Annotated in this window: 21 protein-coding genes and 1 pseudogene; 6 read left to right on the top strand and 16 right to left on the bottom strand. The window is 60.8% G+C overall.

Annotated elements, in window-relative coordinates:
• Window positions 1–628 (top strand): IS5 family transposase (locus FV230_RS10990; RefSeq protein WP_147842410.1); only part of this gene is annotated, 628 nt, incomplete at its 5' end.
• 457 nt (window positions 629–1,085) lie between these two features.
• Here the strand turns inward: FV230_RS10990 and FV230_RS10985 are convergent.
• Entirely contained in the window at window positions 1,086–1,520 is a 435-nt protein-coding gene (locus FV230_RS10985) for a hypothetical protein (protein WP_147842409.1), read from the bottom strand.
• A gap of 1,240 nt (window positions 1,521–2,760) precedes the next feature.
• Between FV230_RS10985 and FV230_RS31360 the strand changes: the two genes are divergently transcribed.
• Both FV230_RS31360 and FV230_RS10980 read left to right on the top strand, forming a co-directional pair.
• The gene (locus FV230_RS31360) at window positions 2,761–2,928 is read left to right on the top strand and encodes a hypothetical protein (RefSeq protein ID WP_348642129.1); all 168 of its coding nucleotides are present in this window, start codon (window positions 2,761–2,763) and stop codon (window positions 2,926–2,928) included.
• Window positions 2,929–2,979: 51 nt separating this feature from the next.
• A complete protein-coding gene (locus tag FV230_RS10980) occupies window positions 2,980–3,399 on the top strand; it encodes a DCC1-like thiol-disulfide oxidoreductase family protein (RefSeq protein ID WP_187274761.1) in 420 nt (139 codons plus the stop codon).
• On the opposite strand, the gene FV230_RS10975 is transcribed toward FV230_RS10980, so the two are convergent.
• The 6 genes from FV230_RS10975 to FV230_RS10960 form a co-directional block, all read right to left on the bottom strand.
• Complete coding sequence (locus FV230_RS10975; RefSeq protein WP_147842407.1) at window positions 3,386–4,729, bottom strand: cytochrome P450; 1,344 nt, start codon at window positions 4,727–4,729, stop codon at window positions 3,386–3,388. The two genes, FV230_RS10980 and FV230_RS10975, sit on opposite strands and share 14 nt — an antisense overlap.
• On the bottom strand, window positions 4,722–5,984 hold the full coding sequence (locus tag FV230_RS10970) for a hypothetical protein (RefSeq protein ID WP_187275470.1): 1,263 nt from the start codon (window positions 5,982–5,984) through the stop codon (window positions 4,722–4,724). Before FV230_RS10970 ends, FV230_RS10975 begins: the two co-directional genes overlap by 8 nt.
• The gene (locus FV230_RS29570) at window positions 5,981–6,367 is read right to left on the bottom strand and encodes a hypothetical protein (protein WP_187274763.1); all 387 of its coding nucleotides are present in this window, start codon (window positions 6,365–6,367) and stop codon (window positions 5,981–5,983) included. Before FV230_RS29570 ends, FV230_RS10970 begins: the two co-directional genes overlap by 4 nt.
• Window positions 6,364–6,513 carry a hypothetical protein gene (locus tag FV230_RS29565; protein ID WP_187274764.1) on the bottom strand — a complete coding sequence of 50 codons (150 nt, stop codon included), beginning with the start codon at window positions 6,511–6,513 and terminating at the stop codon, window positions 6,364–6,366. The genes FV230_RS29570 and FV230_RS29565 overlap by 4 nt, the downstream gene beginning before the upstream one ends.
• Window positions 6,513–6,944, bottom strand: a complete 432-nt coding sequence (locus FV230_RS10965; RefSeq protein ID WP_147842405.1) for a hypothetical protein — start codon at window positions 6,942–6,944, stop codon at window positions 6,513–6,515. Before FV230_RS10965 ends, FV230_RS29565 begins: the two co-directional genes overlap by 1 nt.
• Before the next feature lie 162 nt (window positions 6,945–7,106).
• Window positions 7,107–7,979 carry a HEAT repeat domain-containing protein gene (locus tag FV230_RS10960; RefSeq protein WP_187275469.1) on the bottom strand — a complete coding sequence of 291 codons (873 nt, stop codon included), beginning with the start codon at window positions 7,977–7,979 and terminating at the stop codon, window positions 7,107–7,109.
• A 545-nt stretch (window positions 7,980–8,524) separates the two neighbouring features.
• Between FV230_RS10960 and FV230_RS10955 the strand changes: the two genes are divergently transcribed.
• The gene (locus FV230_RS10955; RefSeq protein WP_147842403.1) at window positions 8,525–9,100 is read left to right on the top strand and encodes a PilZ domain-containing protein; all 576 of its coding nucleotides are present in this window, start codon (window positions 8,525–8,527) and stop codon (window positions 9,098–9,100) included.
• 159 nt (window positions 9,101–9,259) lie between these two features.
• Here the strand turns inward: FV230_RS10955 and FV230_RS31220 are convergent, their stop codons facing one another.
• Window positions 9,260–10,384 (bottom strand): GGDEF domain-containing protein, encoded by a 1,125-nt coding sequence (locus tag FV230_RS31220; RefSeq protein WP_281408276.1) that lies wholly within the window; start codon window positions 10,382–10,384, stop codon window positions 9,260–9,262.
• Between the two features lie 538 nt (window positions 10,385–10,922).
• Here FV230_RS31220 and FV230_RS10945 point away from each other — a divergent pair.
• On the top strand, window positions 10,923–12,710 hold the full coding sequence (locus FV230_RS10945; protein ID WP_147842401.1) for a GGDEF and EAL domain-containing protein: 1,788 nt from the start codon (window positions 10,923–10,925) through the stop codon (window positions 12,708–12,710).
• Between the two features lie 589 nt (window positions 12,711–13,299).
• Here the strand turns inward: FV230_RS10945 and FV230_RS10940 are convergent.
• Window positions 13,300–13,518: a hypothetical protein gene (locus tag FV230_RS10940; protein WP_147842400.1), complete on the bottom strand. Its 219-nt coding sequence runs from the start codon at window positions 13,516–13,518 to the stop codon at window positions 13,300–13,302.
• Window positions 13,519–13,583: 65 nt separating this feature from the next.
• Between FV230_RS10940 and FV230_RS10935 the strand changes: the two are divergent.
• Window positions 13,584–14,766 (top strand): annotated as a pseudogene (locus FV230_RS10935) (IS3 family transposase).
• A 391-nt stretch (window positions 14,767–15,157) separates the two neighbouring features.
• Here FV230_RS10935 and FV230_RS10930 read toward each other — a convergent pair.
• The 7 genes from FV230_RS10930 to FV230_RS10895 form a co-directional block, all read right to left on the bottom strand.
• Entirely contained in the window at window positions 15,158–15,628 is a 471-nt protein-coding gene (locus tag FV230_RS10930; RefSeq protein WP_147842399.1) for a hypothetical protein, read from the bottom strand.
• A 544-nt stretch (window positions 15,629–16,172) separates the two neighbouring features.
• Window positions 16,173–16,589 carry a DUF126 domain-containing protein gene (locus FV230_RS10920; RefSeq protein WP_147842397.1) on the bottom strand — a complete coding sequence of 139 codons (417 nt, stop codon included), beginning with the start codon at window positions 16,587–16,589 and terminating at the stop codon, window positions 16,173–16,175.
• Window positions 16,586–17,839, bottom strand: coding sequence for an aconitase X catalytic domain-containing protein (locus FV230_RS10915; RefSeq protein WP_210246711.1), 1,254 nt, complete (start codon window positions 17,837–17,839; stop codon window positions 16,586–16,588). The genes FV230_RS10920 and FV230_RS10915 overlap by 4 nt, the downstream gene beginning before the upstream one ends.
• Before the next feature lies 1 nt (window position 17,840).
• Window positions 17,841–19,121, bottom strand: coding sequence for an MFS transporter (locus tag FV230_RS10910; RefSeq protein WP_147842396.1), 1,281 nt, complete (start codon window positions 19,119–19,121; stop codon window positions 17,841–17,843).
• 495 nt (window positions 19,122–19,616) lie between these two features.
• A complete protein-coding gene (rnhA, locus tag FV230_RS10905) occupies window positions 19,617–20,279 on the bottom strand; it encodes a ribonuclease HI (protein WP_147842395.1) in 663 nt (220 codons plus the stop codon).
• 302 nt (window positions 20,280–20,581) lie between these two features.
• Window positions 20,582–21,253 carry a DUF2786 domain-containing protein gene (locus tag FV230_RS10900; RefSeq protein ID WP_187274766.1) on the bottom strand — a complete coding sequence of 224 codons (672 nt, stop codon included), beginning with the start codon at window positions 21,251–21,253 and terminating at the stop codon, window positions 20,582–20,584.
• A 575-nt stretch (window positions 21,254–21,828) separates the two neighbouring features.
• Window positions 21,829–22,105 (bottom strand): hypothetical protein (locus FV230_RS10895; protein WP_147842393.1); only part of this gene is annotated, 277 nt, incomplete at its 5' end.

Genomic DNA, 22,105 nt, shown 5'->3' with positions numbered 1-22,105 from the left:
GCGGCATCTGCCGCTGGACTTCCCGCCGTGGAGCACGGTGCATCGCTGGTTCTTGCGTCTCTCGCAGACAGGCGTGTTCGAGCGCCTCGCTCATGCCCTCACGATGGCTGACCGTGAGCGCGTCGGAGGTGAGGCCTGCCCGACCGGCTGTGTCGTCGATGCGCAAGCTGCCCGCTCGGGTGGCGTGGGGGTGGCCGGCAAACGCGGTTACGATCCGGCCCGGCGGGTCGTCGGGCGCAAACGCCACGCGTTGACGGATACGGACGGCCGCCTGCTCCTGGCTGCGGTCTCACCCGCTGACCTGCACGACAGCCATGGCGCGATTGCCTTGCTTCGCGTATCGCGTAGGCTGTTCCCCTTCCTGGCCCGCCGCTTTGCCGACCGAGCTTATCGAGGCGAGCGTGTTGGCGCGGCCACGACCATCACGGTCGAAATTGTCGAACCCAAGGAGGGCCAGAAGGGCTTTGCGGTGCAGCCCAGGCGGTGGGTCATCGAGAGGACGCTCAGTTGGATCGCCCGCTGCCGCAGGTTGGCTCGCGACCACGAGGCTACCCCGTCCTCTGCGCTCGCCTTCTTCGTCCTCGCCGCAGCCATGATCCTCGTCAGACGGATCGCCCGAGCTTTATGAAACAGGGTCTTAGAGGCGAGAAGGAGATCGTCGTTTGCGGTTCCGTCACTGCCAACCTTGAAGGAATCGGCACCATACTCCTCATTATACCTCAAAGGGTTGACGTCGCCGTTGTAGCCGGTCTTGTTTCCCTCGTTGAACCCCACTCGATTCGACGATAGTCCACCTGGACCTAGAAGGTAGTTAGTTACCGCAGGATGCGGGCGGCTGGGTAAGAAAACGGCCGCTAAACTTACAGCTAAATCGTCAGTAGTAGTTTTGAAGACTGCTTGTAATTGCCCGGAAGCGTCGACGGCTGAAACCGGACCACTGCCGAGTGTGACGGTGTTGCTGAAATCCGTTTGAACCTTCCCAACGTAGCTTCCATACGGAATCGCCGCGATACCAGCCCTCGCACCAGGGTTTACCGGGAAGTTGAGAGTGCTAAACCACTCGCTCCAACTGAAACCAGACGCGCCTAAGTTTGTGCCCGACCCTGGAAGAGAACCGAGAGAGTTGCCCGGGATAAAGACTCGAGCCCTTCGTTCCTCCAAGCATCTCTAGCGGTTTCACTGGAGACATCATTACCGATTTCTCCGGTGCCAGAACCTAAATCGCCGGCATCGCCCTTAATCTTAGTTAGAGCGGCTTGCGCAACTTTCTGAGAAAGATAGTATACGCCTTTGTAGACTCTGGTTTCAACTGTTCCTGTAGCTCCATAGATGTCTTGAAGAATCCTGTTTGCGGCGAAGGCCACCCCTCCGACATACTCGCTGAAGCTTGCGATCTTGGACTGGACGAGTGCTTGGTTGTTGCCGGTCATTGCATAATAGGTTTGATAGAATCCAATTCTATCTCCGTTGGCGAGCATTCGCTCGAACGCTGCAATCTCCTGACTCGTGAGTGCCACCATGCCGTTTCGCACATTTATTGACATCACTCAATCTCTTGATTTGTATTGCATTTTATTGAGTAGTTGATCAGATTTTTTAATAAGTGCGACCGGATCGGCGCTGTTGATTTGATTGTAAGCAATCTCTACTCCAAAGCCTTCCCTTGGATACTTTAAGCTACAATTTAGTGAAACACCTTGCGAGTTGATGCATGTCTGCAAGATCAAAATACCGCCAAACTCTACGAATAACCTCTCGTGTTTTCTTTCATATGCAGGGAGTAAACATCTCGGCGCGGCATTTTCATTGAACGTATAAAGGTGCGGCCGGATCAAGCTTCCTCTGCAAGGGTTCAATCTATCCGATACCGTTCTTAGATGAGATGCCAGAGACGTGCTTTCGACACTGATCGAGAGTGTTCGACGTATAATTGTTTCAAGCGTAAGACCGGAAGGGGCCTCGAAGTCCTCAACTGGAGGATCCTTGATCAGATGGGCGAAATAGAGCGATTTGGGCAGATTGCTGTCCAGATGTAATGTTATCGAGATTTTTCCCTCATGCGGTTCGGGTCCGAACCTCATATCCGAGATAAATGCCCTTTCGAGCCTCAGACGCATTCGGCGACTTGGATCAGGTATGCTCGCACCGTAGGGATCTCTTCGTGCCCCGACTATTTCCACGTCGATTAGCGACCGATTCGTGTACCACGTCGTCAAGCGCTGGATCGGAGCAAACGGAGCCCGATGATCAGGTGCCGCCTGAGTACGAAGAACTCCGATGATGGACGTCGAAATCAGTAAAAGACATGCGGCGGCAGACCCATGTCGCCGATGAAACATAATAATGCCACAGCTTTTTCGAAGAGGCGATCTGCGCGATTCGGCGCGCCTTGCATTTGTGATAGATCGCATGGCAACAGCAATCTGCCTGATTCAAATCGCGAACTGAATCATCTAAGCACGCAAGCTTGACAGCAGCAAGACGTTTCTCTTCTTTGATCGCCTCGGACGGATCGCCCAAGCTTTATGAAACAGGGTTTCACATGTGCATAAGACACCTGTATTACATTAAGTTTGTCAAATGTGTGTTATCCGAGACAGCAGTGACGAGGTATAATTTTTCGCGACGTCAGGCTGATGTTCGGCGTCAATCTCGAACCGCTTGCCTGCCGCTGGAACTCGTCCCGGCCCGCCGGAAGAGCTGCGCGTTGACCGGTCGTTCTCTGGCCGCGTCACCGACCGGAAGACCCGGGACGAGGCGGTGGAGGTGGACGCGTCACGGCTTGGGGAGAAGATGCGCCGGGACGGGCTCGGCACCGTTCAGATCACCGTTTACTACCACACGAGAGAGCACGATTGCGGCGAGCCAATGTGCTCGGTCTCAACGGTCGTGAACGTGACGGAGGTCCTATATCGATCTCGTTCTTAGGCTACTATGGCAAGCATTCTTTCGAGGCGCATTGTGAGCAAGTGGATAAACGTGATCGATCCCACCGCTGCGCCAATCTCGGTGATTTTCGATACCCGCTGCATGCTGTGCAGCCGATGGGTCCGCTTTCTGTTGCGGCACGAGGCCGACCGACGGTTGCATTTTGTCGGAGCCTGGTCCCCGACCGGCTTGGAGATGGCCGCACGCTACGGGTTCCGTCTGCAGGACCTGCAGAAGACCTATCTCGTCATTATCGAGGGTGTCGCGCTGGACCGGTCCGACGCCGGCTTGGCTTTGCTCGGCCACATGAAGCCGCCGTGGCGCTGGTTAAGGCTGTTGCGAATCGTGCCCAGGCCGCTTCGAGATCTTGTGTACGATGTCGTCGCCCGCAACCGGTATCGCTGGTTCGGAACCATCGACACCTGTCTCATGCCCGATCCCGCGTTGCGTGACCGCTTTACGCTCGAGTGATCCTGACCGGTTGCCAGGTCATTGGTAATCCGCCCGTGGGCCGAAGCGAGAATTTGGGGTCCGGACGGGGTGTATGGGGGACAGCGACGGGTTCCCAGCGGCCGAGGATCGTCGCCGCGACCACGCAGGCTTCGACCAAAGCGAAATTCTGGCCGATACAGATCCGCGGCCCGGAACCGAACGGCAGGTAAGCGTAGGTCGGCCAGGACGGCGCTTTCAGAAAGCGCTCGGGATCGAAGCGATCCGGATCGGCGAACCAGCGTGGATCACGGTGCAGGGTGTATGGTACGATTTGTACGAGATCGCCTGGGGCGATGATGTTGTCGCCGAGCACGACCTCTTCCGTGGCCTGTCGCAGGAAAAGCGAATAGGCCGGCGGCCAGAGCCGCAAGACCTCGGCAATGATTGCGCGCAGGATCGGGAGCTGCGGGAGATCGTCGATCCCCGCCGGCCGTCCGGCCAAAGCGGTCGAGACCTCGTCGACTGCCCGTTTTCGCCAACCCGGATGCTCGACAAGAGCGAGGAACAGCCAGCTGAGGAGAGCGCCGGATGTCTCGTGCCCGGCGATCAACAGGCTCATCGCATCGTCGCGAATGGATTTCAGTCGGCCGTCATGCTGTTGGACCAACATCGCGAGAAGGTCGCCTCGATCCTCGCCCCGTCCTTCGATCCGACCCTGCGCCAGTCCGGTGACTACGTCGTCCATCAGTCCCATCGCCCAGCGCTTGCGCGCCTTGGCCGGCAGCGGCAGCCAGTCGGGAAGCACGAGCGGCGCGGTCGTCTCACGGAAAGCGGTTTCGGACAGGATCTGTATCGCCCGTTCGACCGCATCGCCGTTCGACAAGGGCTCTGCGCCGAACAACGTGCCTGTGGCAATATCGAGGGTCAGGCGCGCCATGACCGCATCGGTGTCGACCGTGAGCGAGCCGGCGGTGATTGCCGCATCGAACCGTGCGCACAGTCGGGCCGCATGATCGGCCCCCGTACGGGCGTACTCTTTGACGCGCCGGGTCTGAAACGCGGGCTGGACTTTGCGGCGTCGATCGCGCCATCGGGCCCCCTCTTCGACGATCAGGCTATCGCCATTCCACTGTGCGATCACGCGCGTGAGTTTGCGAAAACGGATGAAGGCTGGGGCTCGACCGACCAGCACCGTTTCGATCTCGCGGGGATGAAACAGCAGCCACGACCGGTAAGGACCGAGGCGCAGGCGAACCGTGTCGCCATAGCTCTGGCGCATATCGGCATAGAAGCGCAGTTGATCGCGTCGAATTCGCCAGAGATGGCGGATCCCGAGCAAGGGCGAACGCGGATGGCGGACGTTAGACACCGGCCGTCTCCCGCCGCGCTACGCTCGGACGCTGCAGCGTCTGCAGCGGCAATGTCACGAGCAGGATCGCGGCTCCAACAAGCGCCCAGCCGAAGTGGACATGGCTCAGCGCCTTGGCGCGGGCGGCAAGGCCTGTAAAGGCCTGGGTTTCGTTCGGCTCCCGATAGGCAAGTCCCACATGTGGCACGGCCAGCACCGTGAGAAAGATCGCCCGCTGGCCGGTGAGCCAGGCGACGAACCGCGCCTGTTTCGGGCAAGCTGGATCGTGGATCAGGGTCGCGGACTGTGCGAACCACGGTCGCCAGCGCGGACGCCATTCCGGGACATGCGTGCGATACTCGGGCCAGCCTTCGGGGAAGCGCCGCAACAGGTCGTTTCGGTGGTGCCATCTTACCATGCCGACGACGAACACCCACGCCATGACCGCGGCTGAGGCCACCCATGGATTGCCGAGGACGGCACCCATGACGATCCAGGTCGCAGCAGTACAGGCCTGCATTGGATTGATGAGGTACCCGAAGATCCCGGATCCGACGAGACGTTTGGTCGGGTCCAATGGGATGGCGGTGCCCTCGCCATGGACCGCGAACATTTGCACGGCGGACAGTCCCATGACGATCGGCGGTAAGGCGACCAAGGTGCCGAGGATCAGCCGCCATGGCGGGATCGCCTCGAGTGCCCACTGACCGCCGGTACCGTGCAGAATGAACGAGGGGATGACGAGGAAGGCGAGGCAGCCGTAACCGAACGCCAGCAGAGCGGCCCTCCTCGGGAGGTGCACGTCCTGCGCTGTCCATCGGGCGAGCGAGAGAGCGGGCAAATGAGCGATGGCAAAAACGAGAACGACCCCGCCCATCCAGCCGGGTCCAGCCAACACCAAGGGCTTCAAAGACGAAAAGACGGTGCCGTGCAAACCGATGATGATCGGCAACACGAGCCACAGCGGTGCGACTGTCGGGAAGGCGAGATACAGAACTGGACCGAAGAGCAGCGCACCCCCGAACCAGATGTCGACGGGCAAGCCCTGCAGCATCAACACGTCGCCGCCGTAGCGCCACCACCCAAATTGGATGGCGAGCATGTGTGTGGCGAAAACGACGCCAAGACCGTAGAGGAACGCAAACAGCGCGCCGATCAGCATGCGGTGGTCATGACGCGCACGCCAGCCGAGCAGCATCGCGAGCGCGAGCGGCCCTAGGAACAGTGCCCATCGCAGTGCCCACAACGTGGGTACCGGCAGGTCGAGCGCGATCATGCGACGACCAGATGCGTCAGGGGATCGCGGATCCGCGAAGGCAGGCGGGTTTCGAAGATTTCGACGACCAGGAACACGACGGGAAACCCGAGAGCTAGGTATAGTGCGATCGTCGGCAGCAGAATGATGAGCCACAATTGAATGATTGCGCCGGCTCGCATCAGCAGGCCTTCCCGCGTTCGCGTCGGTGGCATTGCGACGAGAACGATCAGCAGGACGGCCGGCAGAATGGCACCGAACGGGAATGTGAGCAGCGGTGAGGGATCGCCAACTTGCAGGGCGATGATCACCGTGGCGATCCGATATCCCAGTGCTGCTGCCGTCAGGACCAGTGCGACCCGCCGCGCTGTCGCCCGGAAACGAAATGTGGCAAGGTCCATCATCGGCCTTTAACATCTTCCCCGCCCTGAAGGACGGGGAAGATGTTAACGATGGGGATCGGCATGGCGACCACGGCCATGCCATACAGACCGGCCCGACCGAAGTTGATCATGACGAAGGCCACGAGCCACCAGGAGAATTCGCGCATCACGCAGTGTCCTTTGTGCGAGAGGCTCTCCACGCGACATACATCAGGTGGAGTGCTCCCCCGACGCAGAGGCACAGGGAGATCCAGGGAGTGAGCCACTTCTTGGAAGAGACGGGATGCCCGCAAATCTGCTCAACGGCGACGGTGAGTGGCTCCCCTATATGGACGACACCGTTCGGCGCGAGTTCCGTCCAGTCGTGGCAATAAGCCCCATTGGGAAGGCGATAATCGATCGTGCCCCACGTGTGGTTCTTGCGGGGGCTGACGGTCACGATGGTGCCCTCGACCTTCGATGCCGTCGCTAGGAGGCGTTGGTCGCTGAACTGATCGCTGGCGATCACCGCAAACATGAGGATCCCGAAGGCGTAGGCGACCACGCAGATGACGACGCTCACCTTTTGAACGACCGTGCGGCCTGGGATGGCGATCATGGGCGATCAACGATCACATTGTGCAAAATGGGAATTGAGTGAAGCAAAGCATGTATGACAGATGCCTGAGAAATGGCCTGTCGCAACCCGCGTCAACGCTGGAAATCGGCCGGCTCGATGTCGCCGTAGACGACCGACGGCGTATCGAACAACCCGTCATCCTCACGCAGGCTCAAGGCGCTGAGCTGAGGCTCCTCCGCTGGCGTGATGCTCGACGACCATAGCGGATCCAACGCTATCGCAGGTTGGACCTGTCATCGCCGTGCTGGATATCGGCTCCGCCAGGCCGCACCCGCACGCTCGCAGCGCGTCCGTCATGGCCTCCCGCACCGGGTCGCTTCTGCAGTGCATGCTCGGCTTCGGCAATCGATTTTCAACGTCGCGCAGGGCCGGGCACAGGGTGGGACTGGCCGCCATGATCGCTACCTCGAGCAGAACGGGAGACGGGCCATCGCTCCGCAGGGCCGCGATCAGCGTCTCGGTACCAACAACGTCGCCCCTGCGCGCGAGACCGCACAACGCCTCTGCGCGCCTGTCGCAATCGGGGTCGGGGAGGCGGTTCCGTAGCGCGACGCGGACGGCAGGCGTGTCGCGCTTAATTTGCTGGCCGAGCGCGAAGGTGGCCCAACCCCGCACCTGCGCCTCCACGTCGGCGGACAACGCGATCAGGGCGACGACTGCTTCGTCGACATCGTACTCCATCAGACCATGCACGACCGCATAGCGCACGTCTGGATCTGGATATCCGTGCAGTCCAACAACCGCTGGGATCGACCGTGGGTCGTACAGGTGGCCCAGCGCAACGCAGGCGGAGGCCAGCACACGGGCGTCGGCCGGTCCGGCGACCTCGGCGAGCAGCACAGCGAGCAACGCCTGGTACCGCACCTCGTGGAATTCAGTGCTCACCCGTCCGTCGCCTACACGCAACTGGCCCAGCACGGCCGCGGCCACCTGGCGCTCGCGCGGGTCAGGGCTGGCGCAACACTCGGCGCAGAGGTCGAGCACCGCTCGGCTGCCGGTGCGTTGGAGCTTCACGATGGCGTCCTAGGCTGTGGGCCCCCTCGGCTTGCCCGACGCTGCTATGTCCGCGTCGTCGAGGCGTGCGACGGCGAGCGCCATTAGCGCGTGCGGATCGTCGGTTCGGTTCAGCGTCTCCATGCTGCTACTCTCGTTATGGACAGGGCCAATCCGCAGGGGGGCACCACAACCAGCTTTCCATCCTGCACATCGATCAGCTTGCTGTCGAAGTCGACCTGCTCCGTCACGCGTGGATCGAAGGGTACGCTTTCGATCACTCGGCTGCTGCGACCAGCCGTACGGCCGACCAGCCGGTTGATCAACGATAGAGACCATTTCAGCGCTCCAGCCTTCCAGTTGACCGGCGCACACATCTGCACGGGTACCGCTTGACGCGATGATGCCTGCTAGGCCGGCAGCGGACGGACTCAGCTGCCCGTCAGTCAGCCCTCCACCGCTCTCGGCGCGGGGGACAAGTAGCTGTTGGATCAAATGCAACTGTCCGCCTAAACGCATAGGCAGGTCCAGGTTCTTCATAGCTTGCCGATGAAACAACCCGCCCCATGACCGAGCGACGTTCCAACCCGCGCCACGCCATCATACTTCCCGCGCTCTGCTGGAGTGGCAGCGGGGCCGAGTTCCATGCCATCACCGTGGACATTTCCTCGGAGGGCATCCGTATGCGCTCAGCGACCATTCCCCCGGTGGCGGCGCAGCGCGGCTGCTCGATCCGCGGCGTCGGCGTAATGGACATTCGCGTTGTGCGAGCGGGTCCCGACGACTTCGCTGTCCGCGTCGTCGGCCGTGGCGTTGCGCCTGGCCAGGTGGTGCGCAACCTCTTGGAAATGGCTCGACTGCAAGCTCCGCCGGTCGAGGACGTGCGCATCTGCCGTCGAATCGTGCCTAAATGTAGGGTCGTGCAGGTCACGATGGCGGATGGCACCAGCGTTCCGGCACAAATCCTCAACCTGTCGGCCACAGGCGTCGCGCTGCAGGTGGATGCTCCGCTGGATGTAGGGCAAACGATCGTGGTTGGACGGCAGCGAGCGAAGATCGCGCGTCGCATTACCGGTGGCGTCGGTGCCGCCTTTCTTGCGCCCCTCGATGAAGCCACGGTGGGTGAACACACGGTGCTCTGACGCCAGGGCGGGGCATCCGTGTTACGTCAATAGTGTGAACTTACGACCGACATCCGATGCTAGGCACCAGACTGCATAGCTTATACGGACGTTATGAGGGAATTTCGGTTGATGTGCCTCTCGGTGGGTGAAGCCGAAGAGGGCTAGACGCACCTGCCCTTAAGCACCACCTTGGATCACGTACAGCGATCGCCTCGATGGCATCCCGGGCTTCCGAGACGACTTGATGCGGTAGGAGGCTTCGTCGGCACGCATCAGCAAGCCGTCGAGATCGGTAGGCTTGAGCGCCGACACAGCGTGACCGACGCTCGCGCCGATCCGAACGTCCTCACCCACCAGTCTGAACGGCTCCTGGAGACACGTGGTGATGCCCCGAGCGAGACCTTCAACCTCGCTGTGTCGGTGCATGCCGGGTTGAAGAACAACGAACTCGTCACCACCCATCCGAACTGTGGTTGCGTCCGGTCTCGTCGCAGCGACCAAGCGTTCAGCGACCAGCTTCAGCAGGGCGTCGCCCATTGCGTGGCCATAGCGATCGTTGACCAGCTTGAAACCGTCGAGATCCAGGCAAAACACAGCCACCGCATCATCAGGGCTAATGGCCTGAAACGCCGTGCGTAGGCCGATCCGATTGGCCAAACCTGTCAACGGATCCTTTTGAGCGAGCATCGCCATCTCGAGGCGCATGCTGAAATGTCTCACCGCGGTTTGGTAGACATGACGGACGCTTTCAAAGCCGCCGAGCAAGAACATGAGGAATATTGCGGCGAGAATCAAATGTGGACTGTCACACCAGAGACTTGCCGAAATGAGGGTCGGACCAGCGGACGAAATCAGCGCAGCCATCGCGATCTTCGGTCGAATACCCAATCGACTGACCACGCCCGAGCAATACCCGAACATCAACCCTGTAGCGAGCATCTGCAATTTTACATCGTCTTGAAAGAAGATCGATGCTGCGATTATGCCAACTGACACTGCCATGAGCATCGTCAGCGCAGCATGCCATAACTCCCAGTCCATCGGTTCCGAGGTTTGGAGATCGTTCCGTTTGGCAAATTTCCGCTGACATTGCATCAAGCCGAGTTTGCCAATTGCGCCCAACGCACCACATGCCGCAGCTGGTAGCAGGATGACGAGTTCGGTCGATACATAGGCGAAGACCGCGATTCCGACGATTGTGCACCCCATGATACTGGTGGGCACCGTCGAATAAGCCAAATCTGCCACTAGCGCGTTTCGAACGGCGATGCTTTCGATCCTGTTCTTACGGCCGATGCTCACGTATTGGCTCCATACTGGCTGATATGGCATCGCGCAGAATGTGATAAAGATTGGTTAATATCGAGCTCTAGCCGCTGATAATCCATGTCGGGCGGGAATCACACATTCGTTATAGGGACGTGATCTGCCTTAAGAAAGGTGAACCTTTGCCAAGTCTGTGAGATTGGCTCTTTGAGAGGATACTCGAGTTTGCTCGTGGCTGAACTGGGCAGAGGTTCTCGGATTAGAGGGGGTTACGGGGCGGATCCGCGAGATTCGCAATGTCGCGACGACGATCGCGACCGCCGTCGAGCGGACACGTGCGGCTCGCGCGCAGGGCCCGTGGGGGCAAGGGTTCCACGATCTTGCCGGGGGGGGCAGGCATCACTGCGCCTGAGCTGCTCAGGTACTGACGTAGAAATAAAACGGTAAACCATCTCCCCCGTTTCAGCTCGGGTATAGGATAGGGTATTCAGGCCATCTTAAGGCCGATGGCATGAGCTCGGCAAAACGTCGTCGTTTGAGACGATGTTGCTTATCGCTCGACGTGGGATGCAGGATGGCCGTTCAGAATGTCGAACGTCGCGAGGTGAAACGCCTGGCCGCCCTTCATGATTTGCGATTGCTTGATACGTCCCCGAGCGAGAGTTTCGATCGCATCACACGGATGGCGAGCCATCTGTTCGGGCTCGGCATTGCGGCCGTATCGCTGACGGACCTCGATCGCCAGTGGTTCAAATCGCGGGTCGGTCTCGATGTCGAATCTATGCCACGCGAGGGTGCGCCATGCGCCGAAGTGACCGCGAATGGCAGCGTCCTCGTGATACAGGACATCGCGCGGCATCCGGGGTACTGCGACACGCCGCTGGCCAGCAGTGGCGCGCGCTTCTATGCGGGTGCGCCGTTGTTGACGCGCGACGGACTTGCGATTGGCGCGCTCTGTGTCGTCGGATCGACGCCACGGACGTTCACGAACGCCGAAACTGTCATGCTGCGTGATATGGCTGCCATGGTGATGGCCCAGGTCGAACTCCAGCATGCCTTCGGGCGCATTGATCCGATGAGCGGTCTCCCCAACCGGACGCAATGCCTCGACGATCTGAACGACCTCGTTCGCACCGAGGCCAGGAGCAGTCAGCGCCTTGTTGTGGTCGTGGATCTCGCCTCGCCAAATGAGGTCGACCATGCAACCCGTGTCATAGGCGCAAATTTCCTCGACGATCTGGTCAAGGAGGCCGCAGACGTTCTCCGGTCCATTCTTGGACCGACACGCTCGGCCTATATGCTCGGCGCGAGCCAGATTGCGTTTCTTGCGCCGTCTGGCGTTGTCGAGGCGGAGTACCTGCACCACTTGGCGAAGATGCTCGGCGCGATCCGCCAGAATGCCAGTTCGCGTTTCGTCACCACGGTCTCGCTCGGTGTGGCGCGGTTCGACATCGGGCTCACAGATCCGCTCGATGTCTTACGCTTCGCGCATTGCGCGGCACAGGACGCCCGCAAGACGGAGGGTAAGGTCAGTTTGTACTCGTCCGAGCAGGACACCCTTTACCGACGACGATTCGATTTGATCAACGCCTTCGGTCAGGCTCTCGACGAGCCCGATCAGCTCACCCTCGTGTTTCAACCCCGCATCGCTTTGGCGACCGGGATCTGCGTCGGGGCAGAGGCGCTGCTGCGATGGACCCACTCGACGCTCGGTGCGGTCTCACCGGCGGAATTCATCCCGCTGATCGAGCGGATGACGTTGGCCAAATCGATGACGATGTGGGTGCTGAACGCCGCATTGGAACAGCTCGCGGCCTGGCAGGTGTCGGACCGGGATCTGGTCATGGCGGTGAATGTCTCGGCCGGAAACCTCAATGAGCCGGATTTCGCCGAGCGTGTCATCGCCCTGCTTCAATACCACGACGTCCCGGCCGGCAGGCTCGAACTCGAGATTACGGAAAGCGCCATTATGGAGGATGCCGGACGTGCCTTGGAGCAGCTTCGCAAACTCTCTGAGGCCGGCATTCGGCTCGCCATCGACGACTTCGGGACAGGCCACAGTTCGCTGTCGTACCTTCAAATACTTCCCATCGATACGGTCAAAATCGACCGCGCGTTCATCGCGCACTGCACCGAGGGTGGAAAGCAACGCAGCCTCGTCGAGACGATGACCAAACTGTCCCACGATCTCGGCTTTCAGGTCGTGGCGGAAGGCATCGAGACCCAAGCGATCGCCGACCTGCTCCTCGAAATCGGCTGTGACGAAGGCCAAGGCTATCTGTTCGGGCGTCCCATGGCGCGGGACGCCTTCGAGCGGTGGTTCGACGGGGCCGACGTTGTGTACAACACCCTTGCCGCGTGACAACGCACCTCCCTGAAGGACGGCGCTTCTCGATCGAGCAACGCGGCAATCCGCACGCTGCTCGATGGAACGCCGTGTCCCAGCTCGAAGGACCTGTGTGGCGGCGACTTCACGCGCGAGGTCGCAGGCGGAAGCACAGCATGGCCTGTGCAAAGCGGGCGACTTCGCCGCATGCCGGGGACTTCCTGGACATGCCACCGGGATCCACACCAGGAACGAGGCACCTGTACCGGCATCCTCGTCTGTAGGATCGTTCATACACGCATCGCAGCCTTTTATTCCGTAGTCCTGCAATCACGTGTGGCAGGGGAGCTCGCAGCAGGCGCGAACATCCGGGCGTTCCAGGCTTTTGCCTCAGCCTCGATGATCGCACCTGCGAATTTGAATAAGTTCTGGATCCCGCTTAACAGCAGGCTTCGCCATCTCGTTATTCGTCGTTGCCATGCTCATCGGGGGGGCGGTTTGCACGAGCGATCTTTTGACCTACGTTCCGATCATCATCGCGATCGCGATCCTTGCGGTGGACGGGCGACTTCAACTCAGCCGTGTGACAATCCAGCGCCTGGAAGGGTGCGAATTGCCGCCACGCTCAGTGAACGGCGGGCTGCTCGCCAAAGGACCCCGGTGATCGCATTGGGGTTCCTGGGCGCATCAGCAGACGCGAGACGGCTTCATCGAACGTTAGGTTCTTGCCCGCCGCCAACAGGCAATCGGTGAAATAGCCGAGCCGATCGAACTCCTGCTGCGCGACGGGGACGGTGAGCTGCAGCCGCCGCGACACGGATGCACTGGCGGGGGGCGGAGCCATGTGGTCCGCCCCCATTGAAGTGGTCCGCCCTTTGGTATGGCTTTTGAGCCTGGAGGACGGACAAGATGGCAAAGCACCCGAAGCCTGAGGAGATTGTCGCCAAGCTACGGCAGGCGGATGTGCTGATCTCACAGGGCCAGAGCGTTTCAGATGCAATCCGCGCGCTCGGCGTGAGCTCAGTGACATACTACCGTTGGCGGCGTGAGTTTGGCGGCCTGAAGTCGGATCAGGTTCGACGGATGAAGGATCTGGAGACCGAGAATGCTCGGCTTCGAAAAGCCATCGCCGATTTGACGCTGGACAAGCTGATCCTGCAGGAGGCGTCCCGGGGAAGACGTCTCGAGCCCTGCGCGCCGACGCGCCTGTGTCGAGCACATCATGCGGACGATGACCGTCTCCGAGCGTCGCGCTTGTCGGGCGCTCGGACAGCATCGCTCGACACAGCGTAAGGTACCGCGGGGCCGCGACGACGAAGAGGCGCTGACGGCCGATCTCGTGGCGTTGGCCGAGAAGTACGGGCGCTACGGCTACCGCAAGATCAGTGCGTTGCTGAAGGCGGCCGGGTGGTTCGTCAACGACAAGCGCGTCGCGCGGATTTGGCGGCGTGAAGGTCTGAAAGTACCGACCAAGCAGCCCAAGCGGGGGCGGATCTGGGACAACGACGGCTCCTGTGTTCGTCTTCGCCCGGAACGCCGCAATCACGTGTGGTCGTACGACTTCGTCGAGGCCCGCACGCATGACGGACGCAAGATCCGGATGCTCAATGTGGTCGATGAGTTCACCCATGAATGCCTGGTGATTCGGGTCGCCCGCAAGCTGAAAGCGATCGACGTCATCGATGTGCTCTCGGACTTGTTCATCCTGCGTGGCGTGCCTGGCCATATTCGCTCGGATAACGGACCGGAGTTCGTTGCGAAGGCCGTCCAAGCTTGGATTGCCGGCGTCGGAGCAAAGACGGCCTACATTACGCCAGGCTCGCCATGGGAGGATGGCTAAGTCGAAAGCTTTAACGCACGGCTTCGCGACGAACTGCTTAACGGCGAGATCTTCTACACACTCAGGGAAGCGCAGGTCGTCATCGAAAGCTGGCGACGTCACTACAACGGCGTGCGCCCGCATGCATCGCTGGGATACCGGCCGCCGGCCCCGGAGGTGTTCATGCCAGCCTTCTCCGCTTGGCCGGCTGCGCTCGCCCGACCAGCTCCGCCGGCCAAGCTACCCGTGGCAGAACGGCCAACCGTGCACTAACTTTACCTTTGGACCACCTCGTGGGGGTCGATCATTTGATTGGTTTTTGTCGAGCATCGTCGACCTCCTCAAGATCCGTGTAACCGCTGCGAGTATGAGTCTTGGGTGCTCTTACCGTCCGTGCAGTCTTCTTAATTCGATGACAGGATGACGCGAGATATTATCGGTTCATACCATAATAATATAAAATCGTCGTGCATTGTCGCTGGCAAGAATTAATCCGAAGCTGATGCTCTAAGTCTTTTTGGGATTGAGCGCAGTAATGTCGGCCTATGCTCAACAATCCGTTGGCCGTGACGCTCGGAGGCATCTTTGATTGTGGTTTTGTCCCGCACTCTTAATGTGCGATCGATCGAGTCAGCTATGGGTGGAAAGCGGCCGCTCGTGATCGTCACCGCTGCTGGCCTGAGGGGATCGCGCGCCGGACCAAGCTTATTGCGGAGGCGACCGCGACGGCCAACATCAGGAGCGCCAAGCCCACGAAGACCCAGGGCAACTGGAGGGCGGTCCGGCTGACCGGCCGGGCACATGGACCCGGCCGAACGCTGAGGCTGATCTGCTCCCCGATTGTCGGACTGGACCTCAGCTTGCCGAGCGACACTTCCGCGACACAGGCAACTTCGCGTCCCTCAGCCATGCCGCGGTATTCGATGGTCGCGCGAATGACACCCTGACCTGTACGCGTCGACATCACGCGCGCGTCAACAACCTGCCCATCGCGCAGCACAGCGGCATCCTCGAACTGAGACATAGCCCAGGAGCCGCAGTAATAAGCGAGGATCAAGCTACAGAGCATCGCGGCGATCTTCTCTCGGATGCTTTGCTTTGATTCGCTGGCTCGGGTCAATTTTTCATCAACCACTATCAGGGAACAGCCTGGAGATGCGAACCACGATCCTCACCATGTCGACCTCTGAACGAGCCAATTGGTGGACCGCCACCCATCCTCGCACACACAACCTGACGGTCTGCTAAGGGTCGTGAACGGACCCAGCCATAGATTTCATCTTTCATATTTCTACTACGCAGAGGAAAGTCGCATACTGCATCGTGCAAGTTATAAGTCGCACTCTGTGCAGTGCTTTCGAACGGTCAGCGATCACACAGGCCAGCGATCTTGCGTTCTTCGGACCCCATCACGTCGGCCTAGATGGTCGTTATCGCGATGTCGGCATGTCCAAGCCAGAATTGCATTCGATTCAGAGGTATACCAGAGCAAAGGGCATGCACATAGAAATCGTGCCGCAAGCCCTTGGGCGAGGCCGCGGTGGCACCAACCTGTGCCGCTGAACACGTGAGGCAAACGTCCGGCTCATGAGTATGTCACCGGAGCGCCGACGTGCAGAAATCCACCCGACCGGGTCGTCGAGAAGGGCCGCAGATGGCGGCTATTTCGGACGCTCAGGTTAGCCAATCGTTCTCTGAGTGATCGAGATCAGTCCTTGTGCAGGATCGAGCTCGAGTTCGTCTCCCGTCGCGATCAGGCTCGTCACGTTGCCGTCGAACCGATCCATCAGCGCTAAGCCGGCGAAGACCGCTCCCTGCGCCAGGATCGGATTGACCCGATTGAAGAGCAGGCCAGCCGGAGCCAGCCCGCGCTCGACCATGTCGCGTAGCATCCAGGCCGAAGCGACGCCGCCTTTGGCCGTGTTGAGCACGAGGATGCGGCCGACGTAGCTTTGGCCGTGCAGGCGGTGTGCCTCCCGCGAAAACACTCCGCGGCTGCGGTCGAGATCGTATCGGGCGCTGAAATCATCCTGCGCGACGAGCGCGACGCCGCGCACGATGGGTCCGACACCCGGATGGCACCGCAACTGGATCATGCGCTGATCCTCCCGACGACCGCGGCGTCGACGCACTGCTCGACGGTCCCAAGGGTGGGCGCATAGCCATATCCGCCAATGATGTTCGCGAGCTTGGCGGAGGGGGTCATCAGGCGATGCCAGCCCATCGCCTCGGCCATCTCGCGAGCATAGGACTGATAGAAGCAGACGCCTTCGAGCACGAGGCCCCCGGCCGCCTCGATCCGGCGGGTGAGCCCCATCCGGTCCGCTGCCGACTTGTTCTCGGGTGATGTGGCGATGAGCAAGTCTGTCTCAGGGTGAACCGTACGCCCGTCGAGACGACGCGCGAGATCGTCGAGCTCCATCAGCGACAGCTGCGGGGCCGAGAACACGACGACATCGACCTTCTCGCCGGGGGCTTCGTAGCGCTTGTAGAGCCCTTCGATGTCGCCCAAGCGGATCACTGTCGGTTCCGGCAAGCTTCCGTCGCTGACGTCACCGAGATCGCGAGCCTCCGCGGTCAGTCCGACGAGGTGGAAGAGGGCAGTGGAGCCGAAGCTCGCCATGGCCGCTCCCAGCTGCTTCAGCGCGTCCGAGCCGGGCGATACGGTGACGCCCTCGATGACAGGGACCTCCCAGTAGCTATTGCAGGATCGACCGATGAGAGCGCCGAGCGCACCCCAATCGGCGAGATCGCGCAACGGGGCATCGACGACGAAGTGGCGCGTGGCGCGGCGATACCGATCGAGATGATAGCCATAGCGTGGAGTGCGACCGGTCAGCCCGGCTGCGAGTGCCGAAGGCCCGCCCTCGAAGTTGGTCCGCGCGCCGAAGACGCTGTTGCAATAGATGGCGACACCGGTGTCACCCATGGCGAGGTGCTCGCCGCGCGTGGGCGGCATAACGGTCTGATAGTTGATGCAGGTGTTGGTCATCAGCACGCCGAGCGCTTCCAGCGCATGAGCGGCGCGGCGTTCGAGAGCGGCCATGGCCTCGGTTTGGCCAAGGCGTCGGTAGGCGGCAAAATCGAGGCCGCGTGGATCGGTGATGGTCGGGATCCGGGTGCGACGCTCAGCTTCCGGAAGTGCGGCGAGCCGTTCGACATAGGCGACACCGGCCTCGCCCAGGGACTCCGTATCGCCCATGACATGGGCCTGGGTCACGGCGACGAAGTCAGGCGCGTCGAAGAAGTCGCCGACGGCGATCTGATGCTCGATCGCAAGTCGACGGGCCTCCCCGAAGGCACCAGCTCGCATCGCTGCGGCCTCGTCATCGAGTGCGATCGTCATGTCAGACCTGTTGATTGGGCGCGGAGAAAGGACGCTCAGGGTGCATGAAGCGGGTGCCAAAGGCTCCGCATAGCATCAGGCCGACCGTGAAGGCGAAGGGCAGATTCCAATTGCCTGTGAGGTCGACGATCCAGCCGAAAGCCCAAGGGCTGATGATCCCGGCGCTGGCCGCCCCGAAGTTCATGAACCCGCTCGCCGTGCCGGAGAATTCGGGGGTGATGTCCATCGGCACCGACCAGAGCGGCGCGATCACGAGCTCCATGCAAAAGAACCCCAGCACGAGCGCGCCGGTGACGATGGCGAAGTCGTGCGAGAACAGGATCGGCGAGAAGCAGATAGCTGAAGCGATCAGACCGCCAGCGATGAGGTCGCGCCGAGCTCGGACGACACTGCCGGTCCGGACCAGGATGCGATCGCTCAGGATGCCGCCGAGGGTGTCGCCCAAGATGCCGCCGAGGAAGATCCCGGCGGTGAACAGGGCCGAACGGCCGAGGTCGAGCCCGAAAGCACCGCGGAAAAACGACGGCAGCCAGTTCAAGACCACGAACAAGGTCCAGCCGTAGCAGAAATCGACCAGGATCACCGGAAGCATGCGACGGAACAGGCGGCGGTACGGCACCTGAGGCCTGTTTACGGGGCGTGGCACGAGTTCGGCCAGCTCCGCCTCCGTCGAGCCGCTGTGGCGGCGCGGATCATCGCGAAAGTACCAGACCCATAGGGCGACCCAGGCCAGGGAGAGCGCGCCGATGACGAAGAATGCGCCGCGCCAGTTGATGGCGACGATGAGGAGGGCGACGAAGGGCGCGGTGACGGCGTTACCGATGCGCGAAAACGCGTGCGTTAGCCCCTGGGCGAAGCTCCAGCGCTCCTTCGGCATCCAGTCCGCGATCGCCCGTGTGGCGGCCGCAAGCGCCGGTCCTTCGCCGAGGCCAACAAAGGCACGCACGACGATCAGCGAGGCCAGACCACCGACGAGGCCCGTGAACACGGTGGCGAGTGCGAAGATGCTCCCGAACACTCCGAGGGTCAGGCGCGGGCCGAGCCGGTCGGCCAATCCTCCGCCGAACAACTGAAGCGCGGCGTAAGGATAGGCGTAGGCCGAGAATACGAGGCCGAGCTGAGTGTTGCTTAGGCCAAGCTCGTCGCGGACGTTGCCGGCGGCCGTCGCGAGATTGACCCGGTCCATGTAGACGATGAAGTAGATGGAGCAGATCAGCAGCAACACGATATGACGCGTCGATGCCAGGCTGCGCCAGCGCGTGGCTGCCCGGGTTTTGCTCATTAAGCCGCGGCCCGTCGTACCCGTAGTATGCCCAACCAAAATGATCCTCTAGGCGTTCATCGATTTGCGCGACACAGCCACACCATGCCCTCTCCAGAAGGGGCTCCAGACTGCCAATTTGAACAGTGTCGCTTAGGCGATATCCCTCTAAAATTACATTCTATTTTTTCACTAATATCAAATAACTTCTTCTATTGCGCCGGACCAAAAATCTCATTGGATTCAGAGCATGATTTAAGCCACTGAACTCCGGGTCTATATGTACAGCTGTGAAAATGCCGCGACCTTGATCGTGACTATCTAAGATTCCCGCGTTGGGAGAGGCGATTGCGCTGCCAGCTTTTGCCTGCCGGCGATCCGCGACAGGGCATTAGAAACGCTACGCTTTCGAACGTCTGCCGTTGATCGCGCAGACACTCGATGAGTGAAATGCTCGAACTCACGGCATCCAGGAAGGACTGGCAGGCATTCGTGATCCCGGGCTGTCCCGATCCGTTAAGCCCGGCTCGATCGCAGACGCGCGACCTCACCGGGGCCGATCTCGAGGTAGAAGCGGATCGCGTCGTCGACCAGCTCGTCGGGCGTGACACCCGCCGCCTTTGCGGCTCGCGTGACCTGAAGGCCGAGCGCGAGGTCTACGCGTAAGGCCGCACCCTGGTGCGGGACGACCGGGGTGGCAGCAGCCTCATGTTCCGGGGCAGCGTGACTCCGCGATTCGAGCTTGCCGAGCTTTGCCTCGCGACGGCCCTTGTGAACCAGAGCGTCGGCGCGCTCGTTGAGGCGGTCGCCGGCATGCCCCCGGACCCAGGTCCACATCACGTTTCGCGCGGCGTTCAGTTCATCGAGGCGCTTCATCAGGTCGACGTTTTTCACGTCGCCCGTTGTCGTGCGCCAGCCCTTCGCCTTCCAGCCGCGCATCCATTCCGTCACCGATTTGACGACGTACTGGCTATCGCACCGCATCTCGATGGCCGCACCGGCCGGGAAATGCTCGAGGCCCTTGATCGCAGCCGTCAGCTCCATGCGGTTGTTGGTCGTGGTGCCGGGCTCCCCGCCGCAGAGTTCGACCATGCCGTCCTGTGCCGCGACGACGACGCCCCAGCCGCCGGGTCCAGGGTTCGGGTCGCAACCTCCGTCGGCATAGACGATCGTTCGCATCATGGCGTCGGCCCTTCCGCATGGGGGTTCGATGGGAGGTCGTCACCGATGACGTAAATTGGCTGACAGATCGTATCCCTGGCTCAGGGGCGCGTGCTGATCTCGCCCGTACGCGTCCGGCAAGGGCCGCCTTTTGAGATGGTCGGGTCGGGAGGTCTCATGGAACTGCGCTGCAGCACCACCGAGCTTGCGCGTTCGTCACCTCGCCGCTGTTCGGTAACGCTCTGTAAACAAAGAAAAATAGCGCGCGGATCCCTCCGCGCGCCATCTCCTTGAACTGTCGTCGGCGGTTACCACGTCGATCATGACAAAAACTTTGGAGGTCGCGCGCCGGAAATGCCCGTCACCAGGTTCACCCGGTCGCCCGCAGCCCGACCCGCGGCCCGGGCTGAAGAGTTGTCGCGGTACCGAGAGGCTCTGCAGGGGGTAAGCGTCAACCCCAGCGCATGATACTGAGCCTCGACCACCGCATTCTTCACGAGGGCCAGGGACGTTCCATTCGCCGTGGTGGCCTTGGTTTCTCGTGCCGACGCCATGTCCTCGAAGCGCTCGGCGAGCCGGTATCCCATCGCGACCATGAATGGCTTGCGCAACTCCCGTCTCATGAACTTCTGCGGACGTGCGCTCGATCGACAATAGATATCGAAGCCAACGTCCATCGCCGATCGACACAGGCTTGTCATGTAGCTCGCAATGACGACGTCGAGCGGCAAACCGAAATACTGAACGCTACCACTCTCGAACCAGACGCGACAGCCACAGAAGCGGGCGATGGCACTCGCAGCCAAGTTGACGTCGTGGTAGCGTTCCGTAGCCGTATGCTGCCTACAACGTTCTGATTTGAGTTCCAGATCGGAATAGGTCAGCCCATAGCGATCCATGAGTTCGCCAATCTTCTTTGCAGCAGCCAAAGCTTCACTCTCGGTACACCCATTGGACACAGTTTTTGCCATCAGCGCGCGAATGCGGTTCATGGCAGCCTGCCTATTAGCATTATCCATTGCAGATCTCCGCCGCAGGCCCTTTAGACGCTACGTCTAAAACCAAAGATGTCAGTCAAGATTCACTTGGCGCGATCAGAAATGCGCGCTGTGAGGTCTCTGTGCTATCGAGGTCGGATCTGCATCTGGAATGGCAGTCTATCAATTAGTGGCTTATTGTGATCTGGGGTGAATTTATAGGGGCGTAAAATCCGTTGAGTGTTGCTGCCTTTTGCGCAGAAACGAGCCAATGCGTTGAATATATTTGACGGGTTCATTGTGGGCTCCGTGATTGGGCGCGGAGCTAATTTGTTCGAGTGCGGCTCGGTGTCAAATTAAGGAAGCGAAGTAAAAAATTGTTCGGTTGTTCAGCGGTTGTTGGCTAGATGGGTCCGTGGGGATTCTGTTTGTTAGACCAGCAGCTTGAACAAAAGAAGGGCGCGCGGCTTATGCCACGCGCCCTTCGAATTTTCAAACTTATGCTTCGAACTAGCTTACTCTATGGTTCCGCAAGGCGTTTTTATGCTTCGATTCACACCCGTTCGCTACACCTGTGCCGACCGCAGCGCCTACGAGCAGCCGGTCGTGCTGCCGCAGGTGTCGCACTTCAGGCAGGTTCCGTTGCGGACCAGCGTGAAGTTCGCGCATTCCGGGCAGGCCTCGCCGACGTAGCCCTTCATCTTGGCCTCGGCGCGCCGGTCGGCGACGCTGCGCTCCGGCTTGGCGAAGGGCAGGGCCTCGATCGACGTCTCCGCGTGGCCGGCGAAGTCGGGCTCCGCCTTCAGCGCGGTGGCGCCGCGCATGGCGTGGACCACGCCGCCGGCCGGGGCCGACTGGCCCGCGTTG

Source organism: Methylobacterium sp. WL6, assembly GCF_008040095.1.
Taxonomy (GTDB): Bacteria; Pseudomonadota; Alphaproteobacteria; order Rhizobiales; family Beijerinckiaceae; genus Methylobacterium.
Note: the sequence above shows the minus strand (reverse complement) of the source record. Positions and strands in the feature narration are given on the sequence as shown.

Bases quoted from the DNA above. Each gene is read 5' to 3' on its own strand.
- FV230_RS10940 (WP_147842400.1), bottom strand. From the start codon at position 13,518: ATGGCTCCGCCCCCCGCCAGTGCATCCGTGTCGCGGCGGCTGCAGCTC.
- FV230_RS10955 (WP_147842403.1), top strand. From the start codon at position 8,525: ATGACCGAGCGACGTTCCAACCCGCGCCACGCCATCATACTTCCCGCG.
- FV230_RS10915 (WP_210246711.1), bottom strand. From the start codon at position 17,839: ATGACGATCGCACTCGATGACGAGGCCGCAGCGATGCGAGCTGGTGCC.
- FV230_RS10985 (WP_147842409.1), bottom strand. From the start codon at position 1,520: ATGGTGGCACTCACGAGTCAGGAGATTGCAGCGTTCGAGCGAATGCTC.
- FV230_RS10965 (WP_147842405.1), bottom strand. From the start codon at position 6,944: ATGATCGCCATCCCAGGCCGCACGGTCGTTCAAAAGGTGAGCGTCGTC.
- FV230_RS10910 (WP_147842396.1), bottom strand. From the start codon at position 19,121: ATGAGCAAAACCCGGGCAGCCACGCGCTGGCGCAGCCTGGCATCGACG.
- FV230_RS29565 (WP_187274764.1), bottom strand. From the start codon at position 6,513: ATGCGCGAATTCTCCTGGTGGCTCGTGGCCTTCGTCATGATCAACTTC.
- FV230_RS10970 (WP_187275470.1), bottom strand. From the start codon at position 5,984: ATGATCGCGCTCGACCTGCCGGTACCCACGTTGTGGGCACTGCGATGG.
- FV230_RS29570 (WP_187274763.1), bottom strand. From the start codon at position 6,367: ATGATGGACCTTGCCACATTTCGTTTCCGGGCGACAGCGCGGCGGGTC.
- FV230_RS10945 (WP_147842401.1), top strand. From the start codon at position 10,923: ATGGCCGTTCAGAATGTCGAACGTCGCGAGGTGAAACGCCTGGCCGCC.
- rnhA (WP_147842395.1), bottom strand. From the start codon at position 20,279: ATGCGAACGATCGTCTATGCCGACGGAGGTTGCGACCCGAACCCTGGA.
- FV230_RS10920 (WP_147842397.1), bottom strand. From the start codon at position 16,589: ATGATCCAGTTGCGGTGCCATCCGGGTGTCGGACCCATCGTGCGCGGC.
- FV230_RS10900 (WP_187274766.1), bottom strand. From the start codon at position 21,253: ATGAACCGCATTCGCGCGCTGATGGCAAAAACTGTGTCCAATGGGTGT.